Annotated in this window: 15 protein-coding genes; 3 read left to right on the top strand and 12 right to left on the bottom strand. The window is 63.3% G+C overall.

The window, feature by feature from the left end:
• Nucleotides 1-68: 68 nt before the first annotated feature.
• From AC56QP_RS20765 to AC56QP_RS20725, 9 genes are all read right to left on the bottom strand, one after another.
• The gene (locus AC56QP_RS20765; RefSeq protein WP_489858273.1) at nt 69-1,187 is read right to left on the bottom strand and encodes a branched-chain amino acid ABC transporter substrate-binding protein; all 1,119 of its coding nucleotides are present in this window, start codon (nt 1,185-1,187) and stop codon (nt 69-71) included.
• 137 nt (nt 1,188-1,324) lie between these two features.
• Complete coding sequence (locus AC56QP_RS20760) at nt 1,325-1,672, bottom strand: DUF6867 family protein (protein WP_091578847.1); 348 nt, start codon at nt 1,670-1,672, stop codon at nt 1,325-1,327.
• Between the two features lie 18 nt (nt 1,673-1,690).
• On the bottom strand, nt 1,691-2,419 hold the full coding sequence (locus tag AC56QP_RS20755) for an ABC transporter ATP-binding protein (RefSeq protein ID WP_269907580.1): 729 nt from the start codon (nt 2,417-2,419) through the stop codon (nt 1,691-1,693).
• Nucleotides 2,419-4,008, bottom strand: coding sequence for an ATP-binding cassette domain-containing protein (locus AC56QP_RS20750; protein ID WP_489858274.1), 1,590 nt, complete (start codon nt 4,006-4,008; stop codon nt 2,419-2,421). The genes AC56QP_RS20755 and AC56QP_RS20750 overlap by 1 nt, the downstream gene beginning before the upstream one ends.
• The gene (gene livM, locus AC56QP_RS20745; protein ID WP_489858275.1) at nt 4,008-5,402 is read right to left on the bottom strand and encodes a high-affinity branched-chain amino acid ABC transporter permease LivM; all 1,395 of its coding nucleotides are present in this window, start codon (nt 5,400-5,402) and stop codon (nt 4,008-4,010) included. The genes AC56QP_RS20750 and livM overlap by 1 nt, the downstream gene beginning before the upstream one ends.
• Before the next feature lie 4 nt (nt 5,403-5,406).
• Nucleotides 5,407-6,309, bottom strand: a complete 903-nt coding sequence (locus AC56QP_RS20740) for a branched-chain amino acid ABC transporter permease (protein ID WP_489858276.1) — start codon at nt 6,307-6,309, stop codon at nt 5,407-5,409.
• Between the two features lie 335 nt (nt 6,310-6,644).
• The gene (locus AC56QP_RS20735; protein ID WP_489858277.1) at nt 6,645-7,646 is read right to left on the bottom strand and encodes a 4-hydroxyproline epimerase; all 1,002 of its coding nucleotides are present in this window, start codon (nt 7,644-7,646) and stop codon (nt 6,645-6,647) included.
• 17 nt (nt 7,647-7,663) lie between these two features.
• Nucleotides 7,664-8,920: an NAD(P)/FAD-dependent oxidoreductase gene (locus tag AC56QP_RS20730; RefSeq protein WP_489858278.1), complete on the bottom strand. Its 1,257-nt coding sequence runs from the start codon at nt 8,918-8,920 to the stop codon at nt 7,664-7,666.
• 63 nt (nt 8,921-8,983) lie between these two features.
• Nucleotides 8,984-9,877 carry a dihydrodipicolinate synthase family protein gene (locus tag AC56QP_RS20725; protein ID WP_489858279.1) on the bottom strand — a complete coding sequence of 298 codons (894 nt, stop codon included), beginning with the start codon at nt 9,875-9,877 and terminating at the stop codon, nt 8,984-8,986.
• Nucleotides 9,878-9,988: 111 nt separating this feature from the next.
• On the opposite strand from AC56QP_RS20725, the gene AC56QP_RS20720 reads away from it, so the two are divergent.
• A complete protein-coding gene (locus AC56QP_RS20720; RefSeq protein ID WP_167365090.1) occupies nt 9,989-10,639 on the top strand; it encodes a GntR family transcriptional regulator in 651 nt (216 codons plus the stop codon).
• 9 nt (nt 10,640-10,648) lie between these two features.
• Here AC56QP_RS20720 and AC56QP_RS20715 read toward each other — a convergent pair whose 3' ends face one another.
• Both AC56QP_RS20715 and AC56QP_RS20710 read right to left on the bottom strand, forming a co-directional pair.
• Nucleotides 10,649-11,002: a hypothetical protein gene (locus tag AC56QP_RS20715; RefSeq protein ID WP_489858280.1), complete on the bottom strand. Its 354-nt coding sequence runs from the start codon at nt 11,000-11,002 to the stop codon at nt 10,649-10,651.
• 186 nt (nt 11,003-11,188) lie between these two features.
• Nucleotides 11,189-11,512 (bottom strand): winged helix-turn-helix transcriptional regulator, encoded by a 324-nt coding sequence (locus tag AC56QP_RS20710; protein WP_489863552.1) that lies wholly within the window; start codon nt 11,510-11,512, stop codon nt 11,189-11,191.
• A 138-nt stretch (nt 11,513-11,650) separates the two neighbouring features.
• On the opposite strand from AC56QP_RS20710, the gene AC56QP_RS20705 reads away from it, so the two are divergent.
• Nucleotides 11,651-11,980 carry a nuclear transport factor 2 family protein gene (locus AC56QP_RS20705; RefSeq protein WP_489858281.1) on the top strand — a complete coding sequence of 110 codons (330 nt, stop codon included), beginning with the start codon at nt 11,651-11,653 and terminating at the stop codon, nt 11,978-11,980.
• A complete protein-coding gene (locus AC56QP_RS20700; protein WP_489858282.1) occupies nt 11,977-12,777 on the top strand; it encodes an SDR family oxidoreductase in 801 nt (266 codons plus the stop codon). Before AC56QP_RS20705 ends, AC56QP_RS20700 begins: the two co-directional genes overlap by 4 nt.
• 66 nt (nt 12,778-12,843) lie before the next feature.
• Here the strand turns inward: AC56QP_RS20700 and AC56QP_RS20695 are convergent, their stop codons facing one another.
• On the bottom strand, nt 12,844-14,340 hold the full coding sequence (locus AC56QP_RS20695) for a CoA-acylating methylmalonate-semialdehyde dehydrogenase (protein ID WP_489858283.1): 1,497 nt from the start codon (nt 14,338-14,340) through the stop codon (nt 12,844-12,846).
• Nucleotides 14,341-14,382 lie beyond the last annotated feature (42 nt).

Raw genomic sequence — 14,382 nt, 5'->3', positions numbered from 1 at the left:
ACACGCCAAAAAAGAAAAATGCCCGACGCGTTGCGCCGGGCATTTTCCGATTTCAGGCGTTTGTCGGCTTATTGTTCGAAGTAGGTGTACTTGCCGTCGTCACCCTTCTTCCAGGTGTAGAGGACGTAGTCGGGGCGGGTGATGTCGCCCTTCGCGTCATAGCCGATGTCGCCGATCGCGGTCTTCCAAGGACCGCTCGCCTTGATCTCTGCTGCAACCTTCTGCGCGTCGTCGGCCGAGCCCACCTTAGCGGCGGCGGCGGCGACGATCTGCATGGCGGCGTAGGAGTAGAGCGTATAGGCTTCAGGCTCGAAACCGGCGGCACGGAACTTCTCGACGAGTTCCTTGGCGTTCGGGTTCTTGCGCGGATCGGGAGCGAACGTCATCAGCGTGCCGTTGACAGCGTCACCGGCGATCGAGGCCAGCTCGTTCGACACGATGCCGTCGCCCGACATGAACTGAGCCTTGAGGCCCTGGTCAGCGAGCTGGCGCATGATCAGGCCGGCTTCCGTATGCAGGCCACCGTAGTAGACGACGGTGACGCCGGCTTCCTTCATCTTGGCGATGAGGGCCGAGAAGTCCTTGTCGCCGACATTGATGCCTTCATACATGGCTTCGGTCACGCCGTCGGCGTTGAGCGCCTTCTTGGTTTCGTCGGCGAGGCCCTGGCCGTAAGGCGTCTTGTCGTGGACGACGGCGATCTTGCCATCCTTGAAGTTCTTGGCGAGATAGTCGCCGGCAACCTTGCCCTGCTGGTCGTCGCGTCCGCAGGTGCGGAACGTGTTCCACAGGCCGCGCTCGGTCAGTTGCGGGTTGGTCGCCGAAGGCGTGATGACGAGAATGCCGTTCTCGGCATAGACTTCCGACGCCGGAATGGTGACGCCCGAGTTGAAGTGGCCGATGACATACTTGACGCCGTCGGCGACGAACTTGTTGGCGACAGAGATGCCCTGCTTCGGATCCGAGACGTCGTCACCGACTTCGAGCTTGATCTGCTGGCCGTTGATGCCGCCCGCCGCGTTGATGTCGGCGGCAGCCTGCTCGGCGCCCTTCTGCAGCTGCGCGCCGAAGGCTGCGTTCGGGCCGGTGATCGGACCGGCAACGCCGATCAGAATGTCAGCCCACGCGCTGCCGCTGAACGCGACAAGCGCGGTCAGTGCGACGGCGGACAAGAGTGACTTTTTCATATAAACGCTCCCATTTACGGAGTGGGCGTGGATGATACTTTCATGCGATGCCCACCCTTATCGCAGAAAGCACAGTTTGCCGATTTTCAGGCACTTGTCACGCCGATTCATCCCCGAAACGGCGTTAATCATGAACGTTAGCCTTTCGGCTTCCAGCTCAAAAGCGATGCTCTTTCATAGAGCCAATTATACTGCGTAACCATCTGGTTCGTGCGCGTGTATTGATAGCCGATGAACCCAAGTATCATCAGCACAATGGTGTCGACAATGTAGTAATGCAGCGAGAACATCGTGCCGCCGAACAGCGCGTGATGGATGAAACGTATGCCGATGCCGAGGCCCAGCATATAGGCGAACAGCTGCAGGAAGCTGCGCCATGTCTGGGCGCTGGCCTTGCCCGTCATCCACGCCGCCCAGCCGCCAAGCAGACAGGTGACGAAGAAGAACTGCCAGATCGAGGGTTCCTCGTAGAGAATGCCCTGCATGATTGATGTCTCCTAGGCTCAGTGATGTCCGCCTTCGAGATAGGCGGCGCGCACTTCCGGATTGGCGAGCAGTTCCTTGCCGGTGCCGCTCATCGTCACGTTGCCGTTGACCATGACATAGGCGCGCGTGGCGAGCTTGAGCGCGCCGAAGGCGTTCTGCTCGACCAGGAACACAGTCAGACCCTGCGTGCGGTTCAGTTCGCGGATGGCATCGAAGATCTGCTTGACGATCAGTGGCGCCAGACCCAGCGACGGCTCGTCGAGCAAAAGCAGCTTCGGCCGCGCCATCAGCGCGCGTCCGATCGACAGCATCTGCTGCTCGCCGCCGGACAGCGTGCCGCCGCGCTGGGCGATGCGCTCCTTGAGCCGTGGAAACAGCGTGAACACCTTCTCGACGTCCTCGTCATAGTGCTTGAGGTTGTCGAGGCTGGCGCCCATCTGCAGGTTTTCCATCACCGTCATGCGCGGGAAGATGCGCCGGCCCTCGGGTGACTGGGCGATGCGCATGCGCGCGATCTCGTGCGTCGGCATCTGGGTGATGTCGGTGCCGGCGAAGGTGATGGTGCCCGCGCGAGCGCGTGGGGCGCCAAAAATGGTCATCATCAGCGTCGACTTGCCGGCGCCGTTGGCACCGATCAGCGCGACGATCTCACCTTCGTTGACGGTGACGTCGACGCCGTTCAGCGCCCGTATGTTGCCGTAATAGGTCTGGACGCCCTTGATATCGAGCAATGTTGCGCCGGCCATTATTTGCGTCCTCCGCGCTTGCCCGCGACAGGCTTGGCCGCGGCCTTTCCGGAAGCCGCGCCAGCGGTCTTCCCGGAAGCTGCACTAGCAGTCTTTCCCGAAGCCGCGCTTGCGGTCTTCTCGGAAGCTGCACTGGCGGTCTTTCCGGAAGCATGGCTGGTCGCCACCTTGCCCGCATCGACGCGGCGCGAGAATTCCGTGCCCTTGCCCTGGCTGAGAAGCTTGGCCTGCTTGACCCATTCCTCACGTGCAATGCGTCCGTCAAAGGCGAGATAGGCTTCAGCGGCCTCGACATCGGCCTTCTTCCAGGCGCCGATCTGGTCGAAGTGGAAAATGCCGTGGTCGTTGAGCTTCTTTTCGTTGACCGTGCCGATGCCCTTGATGCGGGTCAGATTGTCGGCCTTGCCCGCCCGAGGGGCGGCGAGGCGGTTCGAAATGCCTTCCGCCTTCGCCGCGGGCGCCTTGGCGGCCGCTTTCTTCGCCGCCGGCTTTGCCGCAGCCGGTTTTGCCGGCGAAGCGGACTTTGCAGCAGCGGGTCTGCTGGCAACGCTCGCCGCGCGCGCGTCGATCTGCGCCGCCTTGGAAGCGCCCTTCGACACCGTGACGCGTTCGCCCTCGCTGTGGCCGATCGTGTCGCTCACCGGTCCGGCGAGATATGAGGCCGAGGTGCCGGGGCCGTGCGCGGAGTCGGGGCCGGTATCCAGCTGTTCGATGACATCTTCGTCGCCGACCTCGGTCAGCACCGTCTCGACCTCCTCGTCGTCGACGCCGAGATAGGCGGCGATGACGCGCGGATCGGTCCGCACCGATTGCGGACTGCCGTCGGAGATCTTGCGGCCATATTCGAGCACCACGACATGGTCGGAGATTTGCATGACAACCGACATGTCGTGCTCGATCAGCAAGATCGAGGTGCCGGTGTTGTTCTTGATGTCCATCAGCAGCTCGTTGAGTGCTGCCGATTCCTTCGGGTTGAGACCGGCGGCCGGCTCGTCGAGGCAGAGGAGTTCTGGCCCGGTGCACATGGCACGCGCAATCTCCAGGCGCCGCTGCGCGCCATAGGGCAGGTCGCCGGCGGGATCGTCGGCACGATCGACGAGATTGGCCTTCTCCAGCCAATGCCTGGCCAGATCGATCGATTCGGCGGATGCCTTGCGATAACTCGGGAAGCCGAACAGGCCGAGCAGCGTATAGCCCGACGCCTTCATCAGCTTGTTGTGCTGGGCGACCAGCAGGTTCTCGAGCAGCGTCATGCCCGAGAACAGGCGGATGTTCTGGAACGTGCGCGCCACCTTGGCGCGCGCCGGAATCTCATGGTTTGGCAAACGCTCGAGCATGAAGGTCGAACCGTCGGCCCGGTTGAGCGTGATCATGCCTTCAGACGGTTTGTAGAAGCCGGTGATGCAGTTGAACACAGTGGTCTTGCCGGCGCCGTTCGGCCCGATCAAGGCGGTGATCTCGCCGCGTCGGGCCTGGAAGGACAGGTCGCCAATGGCGACTAGGCCGCCGAACTTCATCGACAGATGCTCGACCTGCAGGATGGCATCGTTCATGCCCGGGTTGGCCTTCTGAATCGGGTTCGTATTCATCAGCCGTGTCCCTCCTTGGTGAAGGAGCCCGATACGGCCCTTCGCTCCTTGAGGAAGGCTGTCGGCTCGCGGCTGCCGACGAAGCCACGCGGCTTCCACAGCATGACCACGACCATGGCTATGCCGAACAACAGCATGCGATAAAGCTCCGGGGTGAAATCAGGGCCGAATATCGCCTTGAGGAAGTCCAGCTCGCGCAGGATTTCGGTGCCGCCGATCATCACCAGCGCCGCGACGGCGATGCCGCCCAGCGAGCCCATGCCGCCCAGCACGACGATGGCAAGAATGATCGCCGATTCCAGGAAGACGAAGGATTCCGGGCTGACGAAACCTTGCCGTGCGGCAAAGAACGAGCCGGCAAAGCCGCCGAACATGGCGCCTGTGGCAAAGGCGGTGAGCTTGGTTGTGGTGGTGTTGATGCCGAGCGAGCGGCAGGCGATCTCGTCCTCGCGCAGGGCCTCCCAGGCGCGCCCGACAGGCAGGCGGCGCAGCCTGATCGTGACGAACGCGGTGAGGAAGCAGAGCCCCAGGATCAGGTAATAAAGGAAGATCTTGTAGTAGGCGCCCGACTGGGCGATGCCGAGCACCTTGGCGATGTAGTTCGGGTCCGAGACGTTGAACGACATCAGGCCGAAGAAGGTGACCTTGGGGATGCCGGAAATGCCGGCCGAGCCGTTGGTCACCTCGCGCCAGTTGATCAGCACCAGGCGGATGATCTCGCCGAAAGCCAGTGTGACGATCGCGAGGTAGTCACCGCGCAGGCGCAGCACCGGAAAGCCGAGCATCACCCCCCAGAACGCGGCCATCATGCCGGCGGCCGGCAGCAGGATCCAGAACGACAGTCCGAAATGCGTGCCGAGCAGCGCATAGGCGTAGGCGCCGACCGCGTAGAACGCGACGTAGCCGAGGTCAAGCAGGCCGGCGAGGCCGATGACGATGTTCAGGCCCCAGGCCAGCATCACATAGATCAGGATCTGGATGCCGAAATTGTCGACCCATTTCAACGAGCCTTGAAAGCCGACCAGCAGAACGATCACGATCGGATACACCAAAAGCACGGCGACGCCGATCTTGTTGAAGTTCCGGCGCAGGAAGCCGGGCGCCGTCGCGGCGGCGGCGGGAGCCTGAGCCTTTTCCGCCTTCGCCCGCTCCATCGCGGGCTGCGCGAAGCCGACATAGAGGAAACGGCCGACGGCGGTGAGGATGACCACCGCGGCAAGCAGACCCCAGCGCTGCACCAGGATCAGCTCGTTCGAAATGTTCTGATCGGTCTTCAGGCCGATGAACAGCACGAACAGGCCAAGCGAAATGGCGCCGGCATAGAACGCCTCGCGAAGGGCGCGTTGAATGGGCGTGGCGACGACGTCGCGCTCCGGAGTAACGGTAACCGCCATGATCTCAGACCTTTTCGACTTCTGGCCGGCCCAGAATGCCGGAAGGCAGGAAGATCAGCACGATCGCCAGGATGGAGAAGGCGGCGACGTCCTTGTAGTCGATCGAGAAATAGGCCGACCACATGCTCTCGATGAAGCCGATCAGGAGCCCGCCGAGCACGGCGCCCGGCAGCGAACCGATGCCGCCGAGAACGGCCGCGGTGAACGCTTTGACACCCGGCGTGAAGCCGTCGGAAAACACCACCACGCCGTAGTACATCAGGAACAGCGTGCCGGCGACGGCGGCCAGCGCGGCGCCCATGATGAAGGTGATCGAGATGGTGCGGTCGACGTCAATGCCGAGCAGCGCCGCCATCTTGCGGTCCTGTTCACAGGCCCGTTGCGCTCGACCGAGTGCGGTCTTGTTGACCAGGTACCAGAAGATCGCCAGCAGGATGGCGGTGACCACGACGATGATGATCTGCTTCAGCGACACGCTGACGCCAGCGATCTCGTAGACCTTGGACACCATCGGCGGGACCGGCTTGTTGCGCGGGCCCTGCGTTACCTGGACGAAGTTGGACAGCGCGATCGACATGCCGATGGCGGTGATCAGCGGCGCCAGCCGGAACGACCCGCGCAGCGGCCGGTAGGCCACCTTTTCGATCGTCCAGTTGTAGAGGCTGGTGAGCAGCATCGCGACGACCATCATGATCAGCAGCGCGACGACGATCGGCACCGAATAGAACAACGCGCCGAGGATGAGGAAAACGATGAGGGCGGTGAAGGCGCCGACCATGAAGATATCGCCATGGGCGAAATTGATCATGCCGATGATGCCGTAGACCATCGTGTAGCCGATTGCGATCAGCCCATAGATCGATCCCAGCGTCAGCCCATTGATAAGCTGCTGGACAAAGTACTGCATGTGTACATGGCTCCCCTGGAATGTCGCCCATGCAGACGCATTCCTTTTCGTATTTCCCCTAGTCGTAAAGTTTCGAGCCCGGATTGCAACGTGATTTTTCAACCGTCATGCGTGTTTTGGCGGCACGCCCATCCGATTGCCCTTTTTTCCCATCCGGCCCCTGGACTATCGCGGACCCTAGCATTGGCCTAACGCAATGTCTTTGACGATTCGACCGCATCATGCGCTCCGTTTCGAAGAAATTGCCGTCAAAATTAGGTGATGAGAGGAATCGTTGCGTTCCTGACACGATCTGTTTTTTCGCTGCACTGTTTTCCGTTGGGTCAGGATTCCCTTTACTTGACCACAAAACCATGCGCGAACGGATCGCGGTCGTCGATGAAGATGGTGTTCAGTCCGGTCATCCGCGCCCAGCCGCCGATCGAGGGAATGATGGCCGGTTTGCCGGCAACGGTGGCGTCCTTTTCGACCTTGCCCTTGAACAGCGAACCGATGATCGATTCATGGACAAAGCTGTCGCCGGCCTTGAGCTTGCCCTTGGCGTGAAGCTGCGCCATGCGCGCCGAGGTGCCGGTGCCGCAAGGTGAGCGGTCGATCGCCTTGTCGCCGTAAAAGACGGCATTGCGTGCGTCGGCTCCCTCCACCGTGGGCTTCCCGGTCCACAGCATATGCGACAGCCGGTTGATGCCGGGGTTTTCGGGATGCACGAAGGAATACTTTTCGTTGAGCCGCTGCCTCACCACCGGGCTCCAGGCGATGAAGTCGCCCGCCGAATAGTCGGCCATGTCGCGATAGTTCTTCTGCGGCTCGACAATGGCGTAGAAATTACCGCCATAGGCGACGTCGACCGTGATCTCACCAAGTTGCGGGCATTCGACCGTCAGCCCTTCGGCATGGAGGAAGGACGGCACGTTGGTGATGCGCACCTCCTCGACATAGTCGCCGACCTGCTTGTATTCAGCGATCACCAGACCGGCCGGCGTGTCGAGCCTGAGCACGCCCGGTGTCTTCGGCTTGATCAGACCGTGCTCGATGGCCATCGTCACCGTGCCGATGGTGCCGTGGCCGCACATCGGCAGGCAGCCCGAGGTTTCGATGAACAGGATGGCGATGTCGCAATCGTCGCGCGTCGGGGGATAGAGGATCGAGCCGGACATCACGTCATGGCCACGCGGCTCGAACATCAGCCCGGTGCGGATCCAGTCATATTCGGCCAGGAAATGCGCCCGTCGCTCCATCATCGTCGACCCCTGCAGCAGCGGGCCACCGCCGGCCACCAGCCGCACCGGATTGCCGCAGGTGTGGCCGTCTACGCAGAAGAAGGATTTCTTGGCCATGACGCTCCTCGAAAAAATCAAAACCGTAGCGGACTGAAGGGGGCTAGATCGATCGCCGGAGTCTGCCCCAGGACGAGTTCGCGGATCAACCGCCCGGTGGCCGCCGCCTGGGTCAGGCCGAGATGGCCATGACCGAAGGCATAGACCACCGACCGGCCTCCTGGCGCACGACCTACGACGGGTACCGAATCCGGCAGCGAGGGACGGAACCCCATCCATTCGCGCCCGCCAGCCGGATCGAGCCCCGGCAGGAACTTCTGCGCCTTCTGCAGCAGCGCCTTCGAGCGGGCATAGTTGGGCGGCCGCTCTATGCCGCCCAGTTCGACGGCGCCGCCGACACGCAGGCCCGTTTCAAGCGGTGTGATGACGAAGCCATGTCCGGAGAAGATCAGCTGCCGCTTCACGTCGAAGGCTCCCTTCGGCAGCGTCGTGTTGTAGCCGCGTTCGGTTTCGAGCGGAATGCGATCACCGAGCTGCCTCGCCAGCAGATGCGACCATGCGCCGGCGGCGACGACGAGGTGGCTGGCTTGCCGGGTCGTGCCATCCGCCAGTGTCAGCGCGGCGCCGTCGTGGTTCGCCGCGACGCGGTCGATGCGGGCCATTTCAAAGCGGGCGCCCTTAGCCTGCGCATAGGCCCACACCGCCTTGCCGAGCAGTTTCGGATCGGCGACCGTCTTCCACCCCGGCACGAAGGTGCCCTTGACGAAGCGCGGCGAAAGCCCCGGCTGCAGGGTCGCAAGGTCGTCGCCCTCGACATGGCGAAAGTCGATGCCGAAACGCGCGCGCGCCGCCCAGCCCGGCAGCGAGGCGCGGAATTCGGCTTCGCTTTCGTAGAGTTCGAGCGAGCCGTCCTCGCGCAGCATCGGCCGCGTGCCGGAGCGATCGAGCAGGCCCATCCATTCCGCCTCGGCGAGCTTCATCATGCCCGCCTGAGCGGCGAGGCCCGCCTCGTATTTTTCCGGCGCACCGGCGCGCCAGAAGCGGATCAGCCAGGGCAGAAGCCTGGGCAGATAGGCTGGCGGGATGCTGAGTGGTCCGAGCGGATCGGCCAGCCATTTCGGCAGCTGCCGGATCATGCCCTTGTGCGCCAGCGGCAGCACGTCGGAAAAGGCAAAGGCAGCGGCGTTGCCGGAGCTCGTCTCCTCGCAGATGCCCGTCCGATCGAAGATGGTGACCTTGCGCCCCGCCTCGGTGAGGAAGACGGCGGCGCAGATGCCGATGATGCCGCCACCGATGATGGCGACGTCGAGTTGGGTGCCGCTTTCGCTGCTCACGTGCGGCCACCCATCTTGTGGTGAGGGAGCATATGAATGAACCCTATGCGAACGCTAGGACTCTCAAAACTTCGGCAGCGTCGGCCGCACCGCGAGCGCGTCCTTGATGATCTTTTCGACCGCCTTGCGGCGCTCGCCCGACAGCGGCAGGCGCGGCATGCGCACGCGATCGTTGGTTTGAATGGCGAACACTTCGGCAAGCTTGATGTTCTGCACCAGATAGGTCGAGACGTCGAGATCGAGCAGCGGCCGGAACCAGCGGTAGATGGCGAGAGCCTCCTCGCGACGGCCCTGCTGCATCAGCTGGTAGACGGCGACGGTTTCGCGCGGGAAGGCGGTGACCAGCCCGGCCACCCAGCCGATGGCGCCGACCGACAAAGCCTCGAAGGCGAGATTATCGACGCCGGTGAACAGATCATAGCGACTGCCGAGGCGATTGATGATCTCGGTCGAGCGGCGGATGTCGTCGGAGGACTCCTTGATGGCGACGAAGCGCTTGTCCGATGCCAGCTCCTCCATCTGGTCGACGGTGACGTCGACGCGGTAGGCGAGCCGGTTGGAGTAGATCATGACGGGCAGGTCGCCGGCCTCGGCGACGGCGCGCAGCGCTGCCACCGTCTCTTCCGCATTGGTGTGGTAGATCGGGCTCGGCACCACCATCAGGCCGTTGGCGCCCTCTTTGGCGGCGCGCCGGGCGATGCTGGCGGCTTCACGCGTGCCGGCCTCGTTGACCGTCAGCAGCACCGGCTTCTTGCCGGCGACCTTCTGCGCGGTCTTCAGAACCTCGATCTTCTCGTCATGGGAAAGCATCGGCCCCTCGCCAAGCGATCCGCAGACGATGATGCCGTCGCAGCCGGCCTCCATCTGCAGGCCAAAGCAGCGCTCCATCTCGGCATGGTCGAGGCGGTCGTCCGCGGTGAATTTGGTCGTAACGGCGGGGAAAACTCCGGTCCACATGGTCATTGCTCCATCTGATATATCAGCCGTATATCTGTTAAGAAACCGCCTGTCAATGCGGATTCTCCTGTGATATATCTAAAATATATCAAGAGAGCGCGTTTGATATCCATGGAAGCAAGCATCGCATCCGAGCCGGCAGCGGCCAAAGCCTACCGTGTGCTGGAGCACATGATCGTCACGCTGGAGCTGGCCCCAGCGAGCTTTGTCACCGAGGGCACCCTGATCGAGAGGCTGGCGCTTGGCCGCACGCCGGTGCGCGAGGCGATCCAGCGACTGGCCTGGGAAGGTCTGCTTGACGTGCGGCCGCGCGCCGGCATCGCGATAGCGCCGCTCCATCCCGGCGACTGGCTGCGCGTGCTCGACGCGCGCCGCGGCGTTGAGGTGGTTCTGGCCCGTTCGGCCGCCCGCTTCGTCACCCGCGAAGCCGCCGACCTGTTTCATGAAGCCGCCCTTGCCATGCAGAAGGCGGTGATCTCGGGTAATGTGCTTGCCTTCATCCAGGCCGACAAGGCGCTCGACGAGGCGCTGGCGCTGGCTGCCGACAACCCGTTCGCCGCCCGGCTGGCCGCCCCTCTGCAGACCCACAGCCGCCGCTTCTGGTTCCGCTACAAGGCCGACACTGGCCTTGCCGAATCCGCCGAACACCACGTCGCGTTGATCCGCTCGATCCTCGACGGCGACGAGGAGGCAGCCGCCAAGGATGCCAAGCGCCTGATGGCGCTGCTGCGCGGCCATGCCGAGGTGGCTGCAACGCGCTGACCGGTCGGTTCAGATCCCTTGTGTCGTTGCGGTGACGGTATTTTCCCATCCGTCATCGGTCGCGAAGATGCAGCTCCGGCCCTGCACGTCGGTTACCAGCATCGACCATGTCCCACTTGCCGAGACATAGACCTCGACAATCGCAGTTGGCCCGACCACACCGTAGCCGATCTGCCTTTGTTGAAAGGCCTGCGCCAGTCCCGCGACAAGATCACTGTGGCCGCCGCAGACGAATTGCGCCTGCGCGGGCAGCGTCGGCAGCGCCAGCGCGGCGCCGATCGCGGCTATCCTGATCCATCGAAACGAAAATGTGTGGCCATTGGGCACCTCCTTCGCCTTCACCGTCCGGCAAGGGAGGCACATGGGCAGCCTCAGTATGCCGGAGCGTTCCAGGCCGGATCCGACGTCTTCATCACGTCACTCCTTCTGGTTTCCGGTCTGTCGTCTGGGAATTTCTATCGCATTCCCTGGATTCGATATGGTGGGGTCCCGATTCGAAAACAAGCGCCATTTCGGCCCTTGCGGCGTGCCGCAAGGCGACGATCCGCGTCAGGTTTCGGCAGGTTCGCGAAGTGCCGCCCATTTCAGCAGGGCGTCGAGGGCCGGGCATAGCGCCTGCCCCCAGTCGGTCAGGCAGTATTCGACCTTCGGTGGCACCTGATGGTGCACGATGCGGCGCACGATGCCGTCGCCCTCCATCTGCCTCAACTGCTGGATCAGCATCTTCTGCGAGATCGCCGGGATCGACCGTTCAAGATCGGAGAAGCGTAGCACCTTGCCGCCGAACAGATGAAACAGGATCACCAGCTTCCAGCGGCCCTCGAGGATGCGCAGCACATTCTCCACGCCGCTCGCCGCGGACAAGGGCGTCAGTGCCTCAACCTTACCTTCTGGTAAGTACCTTACTTTTTCGTCGGTTCTTGTCATTTTTTCAGCATACCGCATTTTAGGGGTCGAACAAGGGCCGCGGACCTCGCGTTACCGGCCGGAATGCGAACAGGAGAATGGACCATGACCGCAAAACTTCCGCAGCCGCTGGCGGACTATTTCGCCGCCAAAAACAGGCACGACATCGACGCCATGCTCATCCCCTTCTCGCCGGACGCCACGGTCCGGGACGAAGGCGAAACACATCAGGGGTCAGGCGCCATCCGCGACTGGATGGAGGCAACGACACGCAAATACCGTGTGACGGTCGAGGTCGCCGACGCGACCCCCAATGGCGATGCATGGCGGATCGCCGGCATCGTCTCGGGCAATTTCCCCGGCAGCCCGGCGACGCTCCACTACAACTTCACGCTGGCCGATGATCGGATCAAGCGGCTGGAGATCGGCGCATGACGGTCCCCGGGAAATTCACGGTCGACGATCAGGAATTTGCCGGCAAGCGCGTTCTGGTTACTGGTGGCACCAAGGGCGCCGGCGAAGCCATCGTGCACAGGCTTTCGGCGGCGGGTGCGAGGGTTGTCACCACCGCTCGCTCCGCGACCGAAGCATCATCGCGGACGCTGTTCGTGCAGGCCGACGTAAGTACCTTGGCGGGCACCGAAACAGTGGCCGCGGGTGTCATGGAACAGCTTGGCGGCATCGACATCATCGTGCACAGCGTCGGCGGTTCGAAGAGCCCCGGTGGCGGATTTGCCGGACTGACGGAGCAGACATGGCAGGAGGAACTCAGCCTCAACCTGCTCGCCGCGGTGCGGCTCGACCGCACGCTTGTGCCGCACATGATCGAGCAAGGCTCGGGCGCGATCGTCCACATATCGTCGATCCAGCGCCGCCTGCCGCTGCATGAATCCACCATCGCCTATGCCGCGGCGAAGGCAGCCCTCTCAACCTACAGCAAGGCGCTGTCCAAGGAACTCGGTCCGAGAGGCATTCGGGTCAACTCCGTGGCGCCGGGCTGGATCCACACCACCGCGTCGGAGGCGATGGTGAAGCGGCTGGCTGCCCATTCCGGTTCGGACGAGGAAACCGCCCGCCAGGGCATCATGGATGCGCTGGGCGGCATCCCGATCGGCCGGCCGGCATGGCCGCACGAGGTCGCCGAACTGGTGGCTTTCCTTGTCTCGAACCGCGCCTCGGCGATCCACGGCGCCGAATACGTCATCGACGGTGGCACGATTCCAACCGTGTAGTGCCATGCAAAAGGAAAGGGCGCGACAAAGCCGCGCCCTCAACTCGGTGGAAGTAGATGTCAGACCTCAGTTCATCGTCGGGATGACGAACTCGGCACCATCCTTGATGCCGGACGGCCAGCGCGACGTCACCGTCTTCGTCTTGGTGTAGAAGCGGAACGCGTCCGGGCCGTGCTGGTTGAGGTCGCCGAAGGACGATGCCTTCCAGCCGCCGAAGGTGTAGTAGGCGATCGGCACCGGGATCGGCACGTTGACGCCGACCATGCCGACCTGGACCCGTGAGGCGAAGTCGCGCGCGGCGTCACCGTCGCGGGTGAAGATGGCAACGCCATTGCCCATCTCGTGGTCGTTGGCGAGCTTGATCGCGCTCTCATAGGTCGGCGCCCGCACCACCGAGAGCACTGGTCCGAAGATCTCTTCCTTGTAGATGCGCATGTCTGATGTCACGTTGTCGAACAGGCAGCCGCCCATGTAGTAGCCGTCCTCGTAGCCCTGCATGGAGAAGCCGCGGCCGTCGACGACCAGCTTGGCGCCTTCCTTGACCCCGGTGTCGACATAGCCCTTGACCCGTTCAAGCGCCTGCGCCGTCACCAGCGGGCCGAAATCGGCGGACGAATCGGTCGACGGGCCAACCTTCAGGCTCTCGACGCGCGGGATCAGCTTTTCCATCAGCCGGTTGGCGGTGTCGTTGCCGACCGGGACGGCCACCGAGATCGCCATGCAGCGCTCGCCGGCCGAGCCGTAGCCGGCGCCGATCAGCGCGTCGACGGTCTGGTCCATGTCGGCGTCGGGCATGATGATCATGTGGTTCTTGGCGCCGCCGAAGCACTGCACGCGCTTGCCGGCGGCGGTGCCGCGCGAATAGATGTAATGGGCGATCGGCGTCGAGCCGACGAAGCCGATGGCCTTGATGTCGGGATCGTCGAGGATCGCGTCGACGACGTCCTTGTCGCCGTTGACGACGTTGAGGATGCCGGCAGGCAGGCCGGCTTCGAGGAACAGTTCGGCGATGCGCATCGGCACGCCCGGGTCACGCTCCGACGGCTTCAGGATGAAGGCATTGCCGCAGGCGATGGCCGGCGCGATCTTCCACAACGGGATCATCGCCGGGAAGTTGAACGGCGTGATGCCGGCGACGACGCCGAGCGGCTGGCGCATCGAATAGACGTCGATGCCGGGGCCGGCGCCGTCGGTGAATTCACCCTTCATCATGTGCGGGGCGCCAATGCAGACCTCGACCACTTCGAGGCCGCGCTGGATGTCGCCCTTGGCGTCGGCGATGGTCTTGCCGTGCTCGCGGGCCAGTATATCGGCCAGTTCGTCATAGTCGCGGGCGACCAGTTCGAGGAACTTCATCAGCACGCGCACGCGGCGCTGCGGGTTGGTGGCCGCCCATTTGGGCTGTGCCGCCTTGGCGTTCTCGACCGCCGCGCGCAGTTCCGCTTGCGAAGCCAGCGCCACCGTGCCACGCACCGAGCCGTCCATCGGCTGCATGACATCCTGCTTGCGGCCGCTGGTGCCGGCGACATGCTTGCCGCCGATGAAATGACCGTATTCGATCATGATTTCTCTCCCTTGTTTGTGATGGCGCATTGTCCGCCTTTG

Source organism: Mesorhizobium sp. RCAM 05104 (genome assembly GCF_059683645.1).
The sequence above is the reverse complement of the archived record's forward strand: the minus strand, read 5'-3'. Positions and strand labels throughout refer to the sequence as shown.